Genomic DNA, 14891 nt, shown 5'->3' with positions numbered 1-14891 from the left:
GAACACGGAAGTTAAGCTCTCTAGCGCCGATGGTAGTTGGGACCTTGTCCCTGTGAGAGTAGGACGTCGCCAAGCAACTAAAAACACAAGTCTTTTGACTTGTGTTTTTTTTATTTCCCATGAAATAGGTTCGGTTCTGCTAGTAAAAAATTCGAAATATAGTAAGGAATTTTTTGAGCAGAAATAGTAAGAAATTGATAAATAAATGGGTAATCTTCAGAGCCATAGCTTCCAAGTAAATCATACCACCAATCTGTTTCGTATCTAGAAATCATACTTAAATTGTAGAGCAATAAATAATGAACGAGAAGTTCAGGTAATACGGGTGTAGGATTTCTAGGATCAGTTGTGATTGGTAAGTAATAAGTATCAGCGAGATATTCGTAATATAAAGGCGTACTATATATAGGATTCCACGATTGGATAGGAGCCGTAAAAAGTAAATTGGATGCGCTCGTTTTCCCGGGGACATGTTGCACGGATAAGTGCTTACAAATTGATTCAATATAACGTGAAAATCTTTCTGAAGTCATATGAAGTCGATCTAGTATATTGACTGAAAAGGAAAGTTCATTTGCATTTGTTGAATCAATTTTATATAAAGTGGAACCTCGCTGACTATAGCGAAATAAGCTTTGTAATTCAGGAATATTCCCCATTAAATCCAACATGTTAAACTTCTCTGATTCTAAGTGTTTCATGTGAAACAGTTGTTCTGCAACATGAGTAAATAGTCCATTTTTTTGTACCTTTACCTCATCTTCTAAAAATTGATATCCCTGTTTTTTCCGCTTACGAGTCGTAACGCCATGAGCCAAAACAGTAGTGGATTCAGGATAGTTTGGATCAATAGTTAATAAGCATGCTTTAAAAAGTTGGCTCATTCCATAAAACAATAACATTGGCTGAATCGAAAAGGGAGCTACCTTATATAATTCGTAATAATTTTTCCCGTGTTCTAAATAATAAATAAAAGGATAACAATTTTCGAAACTTTTTTTTTCGGCATTTTGTATGGAGGATTTTTCATAACAACGGGCAAGATAACGTTGTACATTTTGAGATGAAAAGAAGAAACTTAGTTGCTGCCAAGTACAATGTGTTTGATGCATATATTACGCTCCTTTTATTGTCTAAAAATTCTAACATATATATACGTCCTTGACAGTATTTTAACCAATTGATAAGCTACTAATAATAATTTCTGGTATCATGGGGGGAACAATTATGTGGGAATCTAAATTTGTTAAAGAAGGTTTGACTTTTGATGACGTATTACTTGTACCAGCAAAGTCAGATGTACTACCAAGAGAAGTAAGTGTTAAAACAGTTTTATCTGAAAGCTTACAGTTAAACATCCCGTTAATTAGTGCAGGAATGGATACAGTAACAGAAGCGGATATGGCTATTGCAATGGCTCGTCAAGGCGGTTTAGGAATTATTCATAAAAATATGTCTATTGAACAACAAGCCGAGCAGGTTGATAAAGTAAAACGTTCTGAAAGTGGTGTTATTTCAGATCCTTTCTTTTTAACTCCAGAACATCAAGTGTATGATGCAGAGCACCTTATGGGGAAATATCGTATCTCAGGTGTACCCGTTGTAAATAATTTAGACGAGCGAAAATTAGTTGGTATTATTACAAACCGTGATATGCGTTTTATCCAAGACTACTCAATCAAAATTTCCGACGTAATGACAAAAGAACAGCTAATTACAGCTCCAGTTGGTACAACGCTAGATGAGGCTGAAAAGATCCTACAAAAGTATAAAATTGAAAAACTCCCTCTTGTTGATAACAACGGTGTATTACAAGGGCTTATTACAATAAAAGATATTGAAAAAGTAATTGAATTCCCGAATTCTGCGAAGGATAAGCAAGGGCGCTTATTAGTTGGAGCAGCAGTTGGTGTAACGGCTGATGCTATGACTCGCATTGACGCATTAGTAAAAGCTAGCGTAGATGCAATCGTACTTGATACAGCTCATGGACATTCTCAAGGCGTTATTGATAAAGTGAAAGAAGTTCGTGCAAAGTATCCATCATTAAATATTATCGCTGGAAATGTTGCTACTGCTGAAGCAACAAGAGCATTAATTGAAGCAGGTGCAAACGTAGTTAAAGTTGGTATTGGACCAGGCTCTATCTGTACAACACGTGTTGTAGCTGGGGTTGGTGTACCACAATTAACAGCGGTTTATGATTGTGCAACAGAAGCTCGTAAACACGGTATCCCAGTTATCGCTGACGGTGGTATTAAGTACTCTGGTGATATGGTTAAAGCTTTAGCAGCAGGAGCACATGTTGTTATGCTAGGTAGTATGTTTGCTGGTGTTGCTGAAAGTCCTGGTGAAACTGAAATTTATCAAGGTCGCCAATTTAAAGTATATCGTGGTATGGGTTCTGTCGGAGCGATGGAAAAAGGAAGTAAAGATCGTTATTTCCAAGAAGGAAATAAAAAACTTGTTCCAGAAGGTATTGAAGGACGAGTACCATATAAAGGACCTTTAGCAGATACGGTTCATCAATTAGTTGGTGGATTACGCGCAGGTATGGGATATTGCGGAGCACAAGATTTAGAATTCTTACGTGAGAATGCACAATTTGTTCGTATGTCAGGTGCTGGTTTACTTGAAAGTCATCCTCATCATGTACAAATTACAAAAGAGGCTCCAAACTACTCATTATAATGTCTTATATATAAATAGACGGAGATTTTATATCTCTGTCTATTTTTTTTTGATTATGTTAGAATAACGGTTATGTGAGTACATAGATATTGGGGGTAGCAAAAGTGAAAGGTATGTTTTGCAAAAGATTCATTGCACTAGTAACAATGTTTACACTAGCTTGTAGTATGTTGTTACCATATAGCAATGCATCAGCTGAAACAGGAGCTGCTTTAAATATTGAAGCAGGTGCGGCAATTTTAGTTGAAGCGAATTCTGGAAAAATTGTATATCAAAAGAATGCAGATGAATTATTATCCATTGCTAGTATGACGAAGATGATGAGTGAGTATTTAGTTCACGAAGCAGTAGATAAAGGAAAGCTTAAGTGGGATCAGAAAATTAAGGTTTCTGAATATGCGTATAAAGTTTCACAGGATGCTTCATTATCAAATGTGGCATTAGAAAATGGTGGCTCTTATACAGTAAAAGAGTTATACGAGGCAATGGCAATCTTCTCTGCAAATGGTGCAACGATTGCATTAGCAGAAGCAATTGCAGGTAAAGAAGTAGATTTCGTAAAAATGATGAATGATAAATCGAAAGAACTAGGGTTGAAAAATTATAAATTTGTCAATTCTACAGGTTTAACGAATAAAGATTTAAAGGGAATGCATCCAGAAGGAACAACAGCGGATGAAGAAAATAAAATGTCTGCAAAGGATGTTGCAACTTTAGCACAACATTTAATTAAAGATTATCCAAAAGTGTTAGATACAGCAAAAATCCCGAAAAAAGAATTCCGTCCAGAAAAAGAGAAGTTTGCAATGTCGAACTGGAACTGGATGTTAAAGGGCTTAGTTAAAGAATATGATGGCGTAGATGGCCTAAAAACAGGCTCAACTCCAGAAGCGGGAGATTGCTTCACTGGTACGGTTGAAAGAAACGGTATGCGTTTTATTTCTGTAGTGATTAAAACAAGTTCTCATACAGCACGTTTTGATGAAACAAAGAAGCTATATGATTATGGATTTGCTAACTTTGAAATGAAACAAATGTATAAAAAAGGTTCTTCAGTAAAAGGACAAGAAACAGTACGAGTAGAAAATGCGAAAGATAAAGATGTAGCAGTTCAAACGAAACAAGCCATTTCACTTCCAGTACCAAAAGGAAGTAAAGATGTTTATAAAACTGAATTAAAAGAATCAAGTAAGGGACAAGAGGCACCTATTAAAAAGGGAGCTGCACTTGGTCAAATGGTAATTACGCCAAAAGATACAAACGATCCTGGATTTTTAACTGGTAAGTCGTTGCAAGTGGATCTTGTAACAACAGCTGAAGTAGAAGAAGCAAACTGGTTTACTCGTGCTATGCGCGGAATTGGTTCTTTCTTTAGTGGTATATGGAATAGTGCTGTTGATACAGTAAAAGGTTGGTTTTAAAAGCTCCTCATTGTAGGGGCTTTTTCTTATTCCTATTTTTCATACCGACTTTATGAAAAAGTAGTAGACAAGCATCTGATAGTTAGTGGTAGAATGTAAGAGTATTCTTAATTTTCGCCTTTAACGGGGAAAAGCAATTCACCTAGGGGGGTTTTTGTAACATGACAAACGTAACAGGGACAGAACGTGTAAAACGTGGAATGGCAGAAATGCAAAAAGGCGGCGTTATTATGGACGTAATTAACGCTGAACAAGCAAAAATTGCAGAAGAGGCAGGCGCAGTTGCCGTTATGGCATTAGAGCGCGTACCAGCAGATATTCGTGCAGCAGGTGGCGTTTCTCGTATGGCAGACCCAACAATCGTTGAAGAAGTTATGGGTGCTGTGTCAATTCCGGTTATGGCAAAATGCCGTATCGGTCACCTTGTAGAAGCGCGTGTATTAGAATCATTAGGGGTAGACTATATCGATGAGAGTGAAGTATTAACTCCTGCCGATGAAGTATACCATTTAAATAAACGTGATTACACAGTTCCATTTGTATGTGGTTGCCGTGATATCGGAGAAGCTGCACGTCGTATTGCAGAAGGTGCATCTATGCTTCGTACAAAAGGTGAACCAGGAACAGGAAACATTGTAGAGGCAGTGCGTCATATGCGTCAAGTCAATGCAGAAATCCGTCAAGTTGCAAGTCTACGTGAAGATGAGTTAATGACATATGCAAAAAATACTGGTGCTCCTTATGAAGTACTACTTGAAATTAAACGCCTTGGTCGTTTGCCGGTTGTAAACTTTGCAGCAGGTGGTGTAGCAACACCTGCAGATGCAGCATTAATGATGCAACTTGGTGCGGATGGTGTATTTGTTGGATCTGGTATCTTTAAATCAGAGAATCCAGCGAAATTTGCACGTGCAATCGTTGAAGCGACAACTCATTATGAGGATTACGAGTTAATTGCAAGCCTTTCTAAAGGATTAGGTAATGCGATGAAAGGTATCGAAATTTCAACGTTACTACCAGAGCAACGCATGCAAGAGCGTGGATGGTAATTGAAGGAGAACTTTAAAATGGTGAAAATCGGTGTACTAGGTCTTCAAGGTGCAGTTCGTGAACATGTAAAATCAGTTGAAGCAAGTGGTGCAGAAGCTGTTGTTGTAAAGCGTATAGAACAACTTGAAGAGATTGATGGTCTTATTTTACCAGGCGGTGAAAGTACAACTATGCGCCGTCTTATTGATAAGTATGCTTTCATGGAACCACTTCGTACATTTGCGAAGTCTGGTAAACCAATGTTTGGTACATGTGCAGGAATGATTCTTCTTGCAAAAACACTTATTGGCTATGACGAAGCACATATTGGTGCTATGGATATTACAGTTGAGCGCAATGCGTTTGGACGTCAAAAAGATAGCTTTGAAGCTGCACTTTCTATTAAAGGTGTGGGAGAAGATTTTGTTGGCGTATTTATTCGTGCCCCGTATGTTGTAAATGTAGCGGATAATGTTGAGGTACTTTCTACACATGGCGATCGAATGGTAGCGGTAAGGCAAGGGCCGTTTTTAGCTGCTTCTTTCCATCCGGAATTAACGGATGATCATCGTGTAACAGCATACTTTGTAGAAATGGTAAAAGAAGCGAAAATGAAAAAAGTTGTATAAGTAACTTGCAACTTGTATAAGATTATAGTAAATTGATGGTAACAATTTTATAAAATAAGCGTGTTGATAGGAAATAGTAACAAATGTCGTTTCTTATAGAGAGTCGATGGTTGGTGGAAATCGATAGAAACAGTTTGTGAATCCATCCTGGAATGGAATGTGGAATATCTTTATGATTAGTAAACATTCCCGGTGAAGAGCCGTTATTTCTACTTGAGAGGAAAGCGGTAATGCTTTCAACTAGGGTGGCAACGCGGGTTAACTCCCGTCCCTTTATATAGGGACGGGAGTTTTTTGTGTTTTATAAAATAAAAGGAGGAGTATATAATGCTTGATATTAAATTTTTACGTACAAATTTTGAAGAAGTAAAAGCTAAGTTACAGCATAGAGGCGAAGATTTAACTGATTTTGGTCGCTTTGAAGAATTAGATACGAGAAGAAGAGAACTACTTGTTCAAACAGAGGAACTAAAAAGTAAACGTAACGAAGTATCTCAACAAATCTCTGTATTGAAGCGCGAAAAGAAAGATGCAGAAGCTCTAATTTTAGAAATGCGTGAAGTTGGAGAAAAAGTAAAAGATCTTGATAACGAACTTCGTACAGTTGAAGAAGATCTAGAAAGATTGATGCTATCTATTCCAAATATTCCTCACGAATCTGCTCCAGTTGGTGAAACAGAGGATGATAATGTAGTAGCCCGCACTTGGGGAGAAGTGAAGGAATTTGCTTTTGAACCAAAACCACATTGGGATCTTGCTACAGATTTAGGAATTCTAGATTTTGAACGTGCTGGAAAAGTAACAGGAAGCCGCTTCGTATTCTACAAAGGTGCTGGCGCAAGATTAGAGCGTGCTTTAATTAGCTTTATGCTGGATCTTCATACTGATGAGCATGGATATGAAGAAGTATTACCTCCGTATATGGTAAACCGTGCAAGCATGATAGGGACAGGACAACTTCCGAAGTTTGAAGAAGATGCATTCCGTATTGAAAGTGAAGACTACTTCTTAATTCCAACAGCTGAAGTACCTGTAACAAATATGCACCGTGATGAGATCTTAAATAAAGAACAATTGCCTATAAGATATGCTGCATTTAGCTCTTGTTTCCGTTCTGAAGCAGGTTCAGCTGGCCGTGATACACGTGGTTTAATTCGTCAGCACCAGTTCAATAAAGTAGAGCTTGTGAAGTTTGTAAAACCAGAAGATTCTTATGAAGAGTTAGAAAAACTAACAAATGATGCAGAACGCGTGTTACAATTATTAGAGTTGCCATATCGCGTTATGAGCATGTGCACAGGTGATTTAGGATTTACGGCAGCGAAGAAATACGATATTGAAGTATGGATTCCAAGCTATGGCACATATCGTGAAATCTCTTCTTGTAGTAATTTCGAGGCTTTCCAAGCGAGACGTGCAAATATCCGTTTCCGTCGTGAGCCAAACGGCAAACCAGAACATGTTCATACATTAAATGGATCTGGTCTTGCAATTGGACGTACGGTGGCAGCTATTTTAGAGAACTACCAACAAGAAGATGGTACAATTATAATTCCAGAAGTTCTTCGCCCTTATATGGGAGGAAAAACAGTTATTAAGTAAATTTATAAACATTCATCGGTATGAGTGATTGGTAATTATGAGCGTTGTCAGTACTATGATGTAGGAGAGGAAAAGTAAAATTTTCCTTTCCTCATAATTTATTTTAGTAGGGTTGACTAACTGTTTTTCTTTTGATATTATATTTGATGTCAATATGGAGGTATACCCAAGTCTGGCTGAAGGGATCGGTCTTGAAAACCGACAGGCGGCGAGAGTCGCGCGGGGGTTCGAATCCCTCTACCTCCTCCAGATATAATTGACAACAGCGCATATAAGTGGAGATTGGAGAACTCGTTACCACACGTAACGAGTTTTTATTTTAAAACCAATCATAAAGTATGGTGTAAGGCAATTTTGTCCTTATTACACACTCATATTCCGATGATTATCTTCATAGATATGAAAGGAGTCAACATGGATCTTATTATACAAACGTTTCCTTTAGATGGAAAAACTTTATATTATGTACAATGTCCTGTCTGTAAGAACAATAGAATTTTAAACAGTGGTGCAAATGTATCACGCATTATTAGCGATGATACATTCCGTAAACTTTGTGGTTGCACTTGTGATGTAAAGCAAACTGCAACAAAAGTAGAGGCACCAAAAAAAGTTAAAAAAGAAGCTGGAAAGAAAGAAGCAGCTCCAAAACGTACAGGTAAAGTATTAACAGCAGTAATTAACGGGAAAGAAATGACTGTTAAAGAGATTGCTGAGGCGTACGATATTAGTACAAGTACTGTTCGTCAGCGTATTAACGCTGGAAAACCTGAGAGTGAAATTATTGCTCCAACAAAGAAAAAGTAATTTAATAGAAAAACCCGTGCATATGCACGGGTTTTTTATTTTACAAGTTTACGTGTTTGTTTTAAAAAATGACCGATTTTTTTAATGATTGGTTCAATGGAATCGCCATCTTTTAAAATATCGTATTCATTAATGTTTAATCGTAAAACAGGGCATGAATTAAAGTTGTTAATCCAGTTTTCATAACGCCCATGCATCTCTTTCCAATACTCGATTGGTGTTTGCTGTTCCATAGGACGTCCACGTTCTTGGATACGATCAACGATATCATCGAAAGAACCTTCTAAGTAAATTAATAAATCTGGATGTGGGAAGTAAGGAGTCATGACCATAGCGTCAAATAAACCTTTATATGTTTCATAATCAGTTTCCGTCATTGTACCTTTTTCGTGATGCATTTTTGCAAAAATGCCAGTGTCTTCATAGATAGAGCGATCTTGAACAAAACCGCCACCGTATTCAAAAATTCTTTTTTGTTCTTTAAATCGTTCTGCTAAAAAATACACTTGTAAGTGAAAGCTCCAGCGTGTGAAATCAGCATAGAACTTGTCCAAATACGGATTAGAATCTACCTTTTCAAATGATGTGCGATACCCTAAAGCGTTAGCCAATGCAGTTGTCATAGTGGATTTACCGACACCTACTGTTCCAGCGATAGTGATTACTGCGTCATTTGGTATATCATATTTTTGCCTTAAATTCATTATTATTTCGACTCCTTTAAGAGAGTATTTTGAAGGGCAGATAGGATGACGTTTAAATCATCAGGATTTTTTACAAAATCCATATCGTCTCCGTTAAATTTCAATACTGGGATATCTGGATGGTCCTTTTTAAAAGCATCCATTGCTGTTTCGTAATCTTTTGTGAGCTGTAGTAAGTAATTTGGATCCATATTTTTTTCGAATTCTCTTCCGCGCATTGCGATTCGCTTTTGTAATGTTTCTAGGCTAGCTGTTAAATAAACGATAACGTTTGGAACTGGCATATCTTGTGTAAGGATACGATAGATTTGCATGTACTTGTCATATTGAGAATCTTTCAATGTACGGGATGCAAAAATTACATTTTTGAATATATGATAATCCGCTACTACTGGCTTCCTTTGATTCAAATACTTTATGTTAATATCTTCTAATTGTTTGTATCTATTACAAAGAAAGAACATCTCTGTTTGAAAACTCCATTCGTCGATGTCTTCATAGAACTTTCCTAAAAAGGGGTTTTCATCAACAATCTCTTTCAGTAAGTGGAGTTGCATGTGAGTTGAAATTTCCTTCGCAAGTGAAGTTTTTCCAACACCAATTGGTCCTTCAACCGTGATAAATGGTACTCCGGTCACGCTGTTTCCTCCTTTCAATCAGTGATTTACCGTGACTACTAAAAACACAAAACAGAATTATTGTAGCACAAGAGGGAAGCGAGCGGGTTAATTTGATATAAAAAGTTGGAAAATAGATATATGTATTAATCAAATTTTATTTGAAACGACGGTACTATATTTGCTTTTAATGTGGTTTCCATTATTTTTAAAGCATGTAAGTTATCCTGATCATCATTAGAGGCAATACAGTCCTGTGGTACATACAATGTATAATTCCTCATATGAGCATCGTTAGCTGTAAAGAGGATACATATATTCCCGGCGACACCTGTTAATATTAGATTTTCTATTTTTAAATAGCCTAATAAAGAATTTAAAGGTGTTTCATAAAAAGCAGAGTAATGTGGTTTAATAAAAATGTAATCATCAGCATTTGGAGCGATCTTATGAATGATATTTTCACTATACTCATTTGTACAATGAGTAATCAATTGGTCAATATCAGATCTCCAAAGTTGATAATGGTCATTAATATAAATGATGGGACAACCGAAGGATTTCATTGTCTTCTTTAATTGTAAAATAGGAGTGGTTATAATTTCGCATTTTTTGGCTAGGATAGGCCCGTGTGAAAATTGAAAGTCATTAATCATATCGATAATGAGTAAGGCAGTATTCTTCATATGTAATCCCCTCTCTTTTTTCTTAGGGTGGATTGAATTTGTAAAAGTTATCCCATGTGTAGTAAATGGAAATAAGTGTACTTTTTTGTAATGAAAGGACTATGTTATGGAACGTGATCAAGATATTTATTTTATGCAGTTAGCAATAGAAGAGGCTAAAAAAGCAGAGGCAATACAAGAAGTACCGATTGGTGCAGTTATAGTATTAAATGGTGAAGTAATTAGTGTTGCTCATAATTTAAGGGAGACTGAGCAAAGATCAATAGCTCACGCTGAGTTGTTAGCTATTGATAAGGCATGCAAAAAATTAGGGACATGGCGTTTAGAAGATGCGACGTTATATGTAACATTAGAGCCTTGTCCGATGTGTGCGGGTGGAATTGTTTTATCACGAGTAAAGCGAGTTGTATATGGTGCGAGTGATCCGAAAGGTGGATGTGCAGGGACATTGATGAATCTGTTAACGGATGAACGCTTTAATCATCAATGTGAAGTAGTGGCTGGTGTATTAGAAGAAGAGTGCGGTACGCTATTAACGAACTTTTTTAGAGCGCTTCGTAAAAAAAGAAAAGCGATTAAGAAATTAGAGAAAAGTAAAGAGAATTAACGTATTTGCATTTTATAAAAAAACAAGTTATACTGATAGTGCCTTTAATGAAGGCAACCGAATATTGGTTTTAACTTTGCCGTGCTAAGCGGGGAGGTAGCGGTGCCCTATACTCGCAATCCGCTCTAGCGAGGCCGAATCCCTTCTCGAGGTTATGTTGCTGTAAGGTCTGCCTTAAGTAAGTGGTGTTGACGTTTGGGTCCTGCGCAACGGGACCCCGTGAACCTTGTCAGGTCCGGAAGGAAGCAGCAATAAGCGGGTCTTCTCGTGTGCCGCAGGAGTGCCTGAACCGAGCTAACTGCTTAAGTAACGCTTATGGTACGTAATCGACAGAAGGTGCACGGCAGTTATATATGTATACAAAACTCACCTTAATACTAAGGTGGGTTTTTTGTATAGAAAATAACTTTTGGAATCTATAAACAGAATGGGTTATAATAAATGAGATAATAACCTTTGAGGGAGGCCGTATTTTCGTGTCATACCAAGCGTTATACCGAACATGGAGACCGCAAAAGTTTGAAGATGTAGTCGGTCAAAAGCACGTGACAAAAACGTTGCAAAATGCCCTTCTTCAAGAGAAAGTTTCACATGCTTATTTATTTTCTGGGCCGAGGGGAACAGGAAAAACGACAATTGCAAAAGTGTTTGCAAAAGCAATTAACTGTGAACATGCTCCGGTAGCTGAACCTTGTAATGAATGTCCTTCTTGTTTGGGGATTACACAAGGATCTATTTCAGATGTATTAGAAATTGATGCGGCTTCAAATAACGGTGTAGATGAAATTCGAGATATTAGAGATAAAGTAAAATATGCTCCAAGTGCTGTAGAATATAAAGTATACATTATTGATGAAGTTCACATGCTTTCCATGGGTGCCTTCAATGCGCTTTTAAAAACGTTAGAAGAACCGCCAGGACATGTTATCTTTATTTTAGCGACAACAGAACCGCATAAGATACCGCCTACAATTATTTCGCGTTGCCAACGTTTCGAATTTCGAAAGATATCAGTAAATGATATTGTTGAGAGATTATCGACAGTTGTGAACAATGAAGGTACGCAAGTAGAAGATGAGGCATTACAAATTGTTGCACGTGCCGCTGAAGGTGGTATGCGTGATGCGCTCAGTCTTATTGATCAGGCAATATCTTATAGTGATGAGAATGTTACGACAGAAGATGTATTAGCTGTAACAGGGTCTGTTTCTCAGCAATACTTAGGCAACTTAGTAGAATGTATACGTGAAAATGATGTATCAAGAGCATTACGTATCATAGATGAGATGATGGGTAAAGGGAAAGATCCAGTACGCTTTATGGAAGATTTCATTTACTATTATCGTGATATGCTTTTATATCAAACTTCACCACAATTGGAACATATGTTGGAACGAGTGATGGTTGATGAGCAATTCCGGACGTTAAGTGAAGAAATGCAACCGGAAGTAATCTATGAGATCATTCATACTCTTAGTAAAGCGCAACAGGAAATGAAGTGGACAAATCATCCGCGAATTTTCTTAGAAGTTGTTATGGTACAACTGTGTCAACAGTTTATGATGCAAGCAAATGGTGCAGATCGTTTACAAGCAATTATGAACAGGATGCAGCAATTGGAGAAAGAGCTAGAACAAGTCAAAAAGAATGGTGTGCCGGCCGGTGTGCAGCAGGAAGTCAGAGAGACGCGTGCAGCACCAAAGCCAGTACGGACAGGAAGTATGAAGATACCTGTCGGACGCGTAAATGAAGTATTAAAGCAAGCGAAGCGTCAAGATTTAGAACAATTAAAAGCTGTATGGGGAGAGTTGTTAGGAAGACTCAAAGCATACAACAAAGTAGCGTTTGCTGTTTTATTAGAAAATAGCGAACCGGTAGCGGCTTCAGATGATACTTACGTTTTAGCGTTCCAATATGAGATTCACTGTAAAATGGCAAGCGAAAATCGAGAGGCTATGGATACAGTGGAACAAACTTTATTTGAATTGCTAAGTAAAAGATTAAATATGATTGCCATTCCAAAAAGTGAATGGGGTAAAATCCGTGAAGATTTTTTACAGCGTGAAGGTGGAAGTTCTGAAGAAAGCCCAGAGAAAAAAGAAGATCCTCTTATAGAAGAGGCTGTAAAATTAGTAGGGCAAGAACTCATTGAAATAAAAGAGTAATAATAATTAGGAGGAATTAATTATGATGCGTGGCGGAATGGGAAATATGAATAACATGATGAAACAAATGCAAAAGATGCAAAAGGAAATGGCAAAGGCGCAAGAAGAACTTGGCGAAAAAACAGTTGAAGGTACAGCTGGCGGCGGTATGATCACAGTTATTGCAAATGGTCATAAGCAAATTCTTGAAGTAAAAGTGAAAGAAGAAGTTGTAGATCCAGAAGATATCGAAATGTTACAAGACTTAGTGTTAGCTGCAACAAACGATGCACTTAAAAAAGCTGATGAACTTTCAAACTCTACAATGGGTAAATTTACAAAAGGCTTAAACTTACCGGGTGGAATGTTCTAGGAGGATATTGATATATGCATTATCCAGAACCAATATCAAAACTAATTGATAGTTTTATGAAATTGCCAGGAATCGGACCGAAAACAGCGGTTCGATTGGCGTTTTTCGTATTAGATATGAAAGAAGATGATGTGTTAGGTTTTGCAAAAGCACTTGTAAATGCGAAGCGAGACTTAGCATATTGTTCTGTATGCGGGCATATTACTGACCGTGACCCTTGTTATATTTGTAACGATTCACATCGAGATCAATCAGTTGTTTGTGTCGTGCAAGAACCGAAAGATGTAATCGCGATGGAAAAGATGAAAGAGTATCAAGGTGTATATCACGTGTTACGTGGTGCTATCTCTCCAATGGAGGGAATTGGACCAGAAGACATTAATATCCCGCAACTTCTAAAGCGACTACACGATGAAACAGTACAAGAAGTAATATTAGCAACAAATCCTAATATTGAAGGGGAAGCTACAGCGATGTATATATCCCGCCTCTTAAAGCCGACAGGTATTAAAGTAACTCGTATTGCACACGGTCTGCCAGTTGGTGGAGATTTAGAATATGCAGATGAAGTGACACTGTCGAAAGCATTAGAAGGTCGTAGAGAAGTATAAGAGGAGAAACAAAAATGTTCTTTCAAAAAAAGGGTAAATTGCGTAAAGAGTATGATGATAAGCTAATTGTACTGTTAGAAAAGGTGAAGAATGAATGGTTACGTCAAAAGAGAATGGTTGAACAAAGTGTTGAACCATCTCAAGATGTACTTTGTTCTTTGAAAATAGCAGAGGCGAAATATTTCTTCTTGCTAAAAGAAGCAAAACGTCGTCCTGTAAAGATGGAGCAATGGTAAAAGGTTCTGCTGAAAAAGCAGAGCCTTTTTATTTTATTTGTTTGGAAAGATCGATTAATGTTTTTTGTGAAGAACGTGTAGCAGAATCAAGGTGAATAAAATGAAACGACTGGAGTTATATAATAAACGTTCTTTTTTATCGTCTTGTCCCATACAAATAAATGTGTATAGGTCATTCATAAGGAGGAAAAAATGAATTCTACAATTATTATTGTTGGTATTCTTGCGTTAGTTTTTATTTTCCTTGTTTTTGGTGTTTCTTCTAAGCCGTTACGTTTTATAGGAAAAGCGCTCTTTCATGTTACTTTAGGAGTAGCATTACTTTTTATCGTAAATGTTGTAGGAACATATTTTGATTTTCATCTTCCAATTAACTTGGGTACTGCAACAATCACAAGTTTATTAGGTCTACCCGGTGTTGCTGCATTAGTGGTTATTAAGCTTTATATCATGCCAAGATAAATTTATTTTGGCATTTTTTTAAAAAGTGTTGACTTGTGAATGGTTAATATGGTAAATTAATAAGCGTCGTCAGGAACGAAAGAAAAAAGTTGTTGACAGATTCAACGCAAGATGTTAAATTATAAAAGTCGCTGAAACGCGATGTTGAACTTTGAAAACTAAACGAAACAAACAACGTGAAACGTCAATTTTTATTTTATGATGCTAGACAAACTAACTTTATTGGAGAGTTTGATCCTGGCTCAGGATGAACGCTGGCGGCGTGCCTAATA

General features: G+C 37.1%; 16 protein-coding genes, 1 tRNA gene, 1 other RNA gene and 1 other annotated feature. Of the genes, 14 read left to right on the top strand and 4 right to left on the bottom strand.

Annotated elements, in window-relative coordinates:
* Positions 1-110: 110 nt before the first annotated feature.
* Positions 111-1112, bottom strand: coding sequence for a YaaC family protein (locus ACTFRN_RS27725; protein WP_074568404.1), 1002 nt, complete (start codon positions 1110-1112; stop codon positions 111-113).
* Positions 1113-1227: 115 nt separating this feature from the next.
* Between ACTFRN_RS27725 and guaB the strand changes: the two genes are divergently transcribed.
* The 7 genes from guaB (at position 1228) to ACTFRN_RS27690 (ending at position 8179) form a co-directional block, all read left to right on the top strand.
* Positions 1228-2691, top strand: a complete 1464-nt coding sequence (gene guaB / locus ACTFRN_RS27720; RefSeq protein ID WP_000264079.1) for an IMP dehydrogenase — start codon at positions 1228-1230, stop codon at positions 2689-2691.
* Between the two features lie 113 nt (positions 2692-2804).
* Complete coding sequence (dacA, locus tag ACTFRN_RS27715; protein ID WP_124878453.1) at positions 2805-4112, top strand: D-alanyl-D-alanine carboxypeptidase DacA; 1308 nt, start codon at positions 2805-2807, stop codon at positions 4110-4112.
* A 161-nt stretch (positions 4113-4273) separates the two neighbouring features.
* Positions 4274-5161, top strand: a complete 888-nt coding sequence (pdxS, locus tag ACTFRN_RS27710) for a pyridoxal 5'-phosphate synthase lyase subunit PdxS (protein WP_000186156.1) — start codon at positions 4274-4276, stop codon at positions 5159-5161.
* An 18-nt stretch (positions 5162-5179) separates the two neighbouring features.
* Positions 5180-5770 (top strand): pyridoxal 5'-phosphate synthase glutaminase subunit PdxT, encoded by a 591-nt coding sequence (gene pdxT, locus ACTFRN_RS27705; RefSeq protein ID WP_000238781.1) that lies wholly within the window; start codon positions 5180-5182, stop codon positions 5768-5770.
* Positions 5771-5824: 54 nt separating this feature from the next.
* Positions 5825-6046 (top strand) — a binding site (T-box leader).
* A 51-nt stretch (positions 6047-6097) separates the two neighbouring features.
* A complete protein-coding gene (serS, locus tag ACTFRN_RS27700) occupies positions 6098-7372 on the top strand; it encodes a serine--tRNA ligase (protein ID WP_000884179.1) in 1275 nt (424 codons plus the stop codon).
* Between the two features lie 156 nt (positions 7373-7528).
* A tRNA-Ser gene (locus ACTFRN_RS27695) sits at positions 7529-7621 on the top strand.
* A 165-nt stretch (positions 7622-7786) separates the two neighbouring features.
* Positions 7787-8179, top strand: a complete 393-nt coding sequence (locus ACTFRN_RS27690) for a DUF3797 domain-containing protein (RefSeq protein ID WP_000364199.1) — start codon at positions 7787-7789, stop codon at positions 8177-8179.
* 35 nt (positions 8180-8214) lie between these two features.
* Here the strand turns inward: ACTFRN_RS27690 and ACTFRN_RS27685 are convergent, their stop codons facing one another.
* From ACTFRN_RS27685 to ACTFRN_RS27675, 3 genes are all read right to left on the bottom strand, one after another.
* Positions 8215-8883 (bottom strand): deoxynucleoside kinase, encoded by a 669-nt coding sequence (locus tag ACTFRN_RS27685; protein ID WP_001053585.1) that lies wholly within the window; start codon positions 8881-8883, stop codon positions 8215-8217.
* A gap of 2 nt (positions 8884-8885) precedes the next feature.
* Positions 8886-9521, bottom strand: a complete 636-nt coding sequence (locus ACTFRN_RS27680) for a deoxynucleoside kinase (RefSeq protein ID WP_000148224.1) — start codon at positions 9519-9521, stop codon at positions 8886-8888.
* 125 nt (positions 9522-9646) lie between these two features.
* Positions 9647-10186, bottom strand: coding sequence for an isochorismatase family cysteine hydrolase (locus tag ACTFRN_RS27675; protein ID WP_000798717.1), 540 nt, complete (start codon positions 10184-10186; stop codon positions 9647-9649).
* A 106-nt stretch (positions 10187-10292) separates the two neighbouring features.
* Between ACTFRN_RS27675 and tadA the strand changes: the two genes are divergently transcribed.
* The 7 genes from tadA to ACTFRN_RS27640 all read left to right on the top strand — a co-directional run bounded on the left by tadA (position 10293) and on the right by ACTFRN_RS27640 (position 14619).
* On the top strand, positions 10293-10793 hold the full coding sequence (tadA, locus tag ACTFRN_RS27670; RefSeq protein ID WP_088106321.1) for a tRNA adenosine(34) deaminase TadA: 501 nt from the start codon (positions 10293-10295) through the stop codon (positions 10791-10793).
* Positions 10794-10872: 79 nt separating this feature from the next.
* An RNA gene (gene ffs, locus ACTFRN_RS27665) (signal recognition particle sRNA large type) lies at positions 10873-11137 on the top strand.
* Positions 11138-11269: 132 nt separating this feature from the next.
* Positions 11270-12958: a DNA polymerase III subunit gamma/tau gene (gene dnaX / locus ACTFRN_RS27660; protein WP_000121554.1), complete on the top strand. Its 1689-nt coding sequence runs from the start codon at positions 11270-11272 to the stop codon at positions 12956-12958.
* Positions 12959-12983: 25 nt separating this feature from the next.
* Positions 12984-13310 carry a YbaB/EbfC family nucleoid-associated protein gene (locus ACTFRN_RS27655; protein WP_001996460.1) on the top strand — a complete coding sequence of 109 codons (327 nt, stop codon included), beginning with the start codon at positions 12984-12986 and terminating at the stop codon, positions 13308-13310.
* Between the two features lie 14 nt (positions 13311-13324).
* Positions 13325-13921: a recombination protein RecR gene (gene recR / locus ACTFRN_RS27650; RefSeq protein ID WP_000559169.1), complete on the top strand. Its 597-nt coding sequence runs from the start codon at positions 13325-13327 to the stop codon at positions 13919-13921.
* 14 nt (positions 13922-13935) lie between these two features.
* Entirely contained in the window at positions 13936-14157 is a 222-nt protein-coding gene (locus tag ACTFRN_RS27645) for a YaaL family protein (protein ID WP_000466020.1), read from the top strand.
* Positions 14158-14349: 192 nt separating this feature from the next.
* A complete protein-coding gene (locus ACTFRN_RS27640; RefSeq protein WP_001089264.1) occupies positions 14350-14619 on the top strand; it encodes a pro-sigmaK processing inhibitor BofA family protein in 270 nt (89 codons plus the stop codon).
* Positions 14620-14891 lie beyond the last annotated feature (272 nt).

This window comes from Bacillus cereus group sp. MYBK245-2, from assembly GCF_051916145.1.
GTDB classification, from domain to species: Bacteria; Bacillota; Bacilli; order Bacillales; family Bacillaceae_G; genus Bacillus_A; species Bacillus_A pacificus.
This window is presented reverse-complemented; position numbering and strand designations above follow the sequence as displayed.

Excerpts from the sequence above, each read along its gene's own strand:
- ACTFRN_RS27725 (WP_074568404.1), bottom strand. The coding sequence starts at position 1,112 with ATGCATCAAACACATTGTACTTGGCAGCAACTAAGTTTCTTCTTTTCA.
- guaB (WP_000264079.1), top strand. The coding sequence starts at position 1,228 with ATGTGGGAATCTAAATTTGTTAAAGAAGGTTTGACTTTTGATGACGTA.
- dacA (WP_124878453.1), top strand. The coding sequence starts at position 2,805 with ATGTTTTGCAAAAGATTCATTGCACTAGTAACAATGTTTACACTAGCT.
- pdxS (WP_000186156.1), top strand. The coding sequence starts at position 4,274 with ATGACAAACGTAACAGGGACAGAACGTGTAAAACGTGGAATGGCAGAA.
- pdxT (WP_000238781.1), top strand. The coding sequence starts at position 5,180 with ATGGTGAAAATCGGTGTACTAGGTCTTCAAGGTGCAGTTCGTGAACAT.
- serS (WP_000884179.1), top strand. The coding sequence starts at position 6,098 with ATGCTTGATATTAAATTTTTACGTACAAATTTTGAAGAAGTAAAAGCT.
- ACTFRN_RS27690 (WP_000364199.1), top strand. The coding sequence starts at position 7,787 with ATGGATCTTATTATACAAACGTTTCCTTTAGATGGAAAAACTTTATAT.
- ACTFRN_RS27685 (WP_001053585.1), bottom strand. The coding sequence starts at position 8,883 with ATGAATTTAAGGCAAAAATATGATATACCAAATGACGCAGTAATCACT.
- ACTFRN_RS27675 (WP_000798717.1), bottom strand. The coding sequence starts at position 10,186 with ATGAAGAATACTGCCTTACTCATTATCGATATGATTAATGACTTTCAA.
- tadA (WP_088106321.1), top strand. The coding sequence starts at position 10,293 with ATGGAACGTGATCAAGATATTTATTTTATGCAGTTAGCAATAGAAGAG.
- ACTFRN_RS27655 (WP_001996460.1), top strand. The coding sequence starts at position 12,984 with ATGCGTGGCGGAATGGGAAATATGAATAACATGATGAAACAAATGCAA.
- recR (WP_000559169.1), top strand. The coding sequence starts at position 13,325 with ATGCATTATCCAGAACCAATATCAAAACTAATTGATAGTTTTATGAAA.
- ACTFRN_RS27645 (WP_000466020.1), top strand. The coding sequence starts at position 13,936 with ATGTTCTTTCAAAAAAAGGGTAAATTGCGTAAAGAGTATGATGATAAG.
- ACTFRN_RS27640 (WP_001089264.1), top strand. The coding sequence starts at position 14,350 with ATGAATTCTACAATTATTATTGTTGGTATTCTTGCGTTAGTTTTTATT.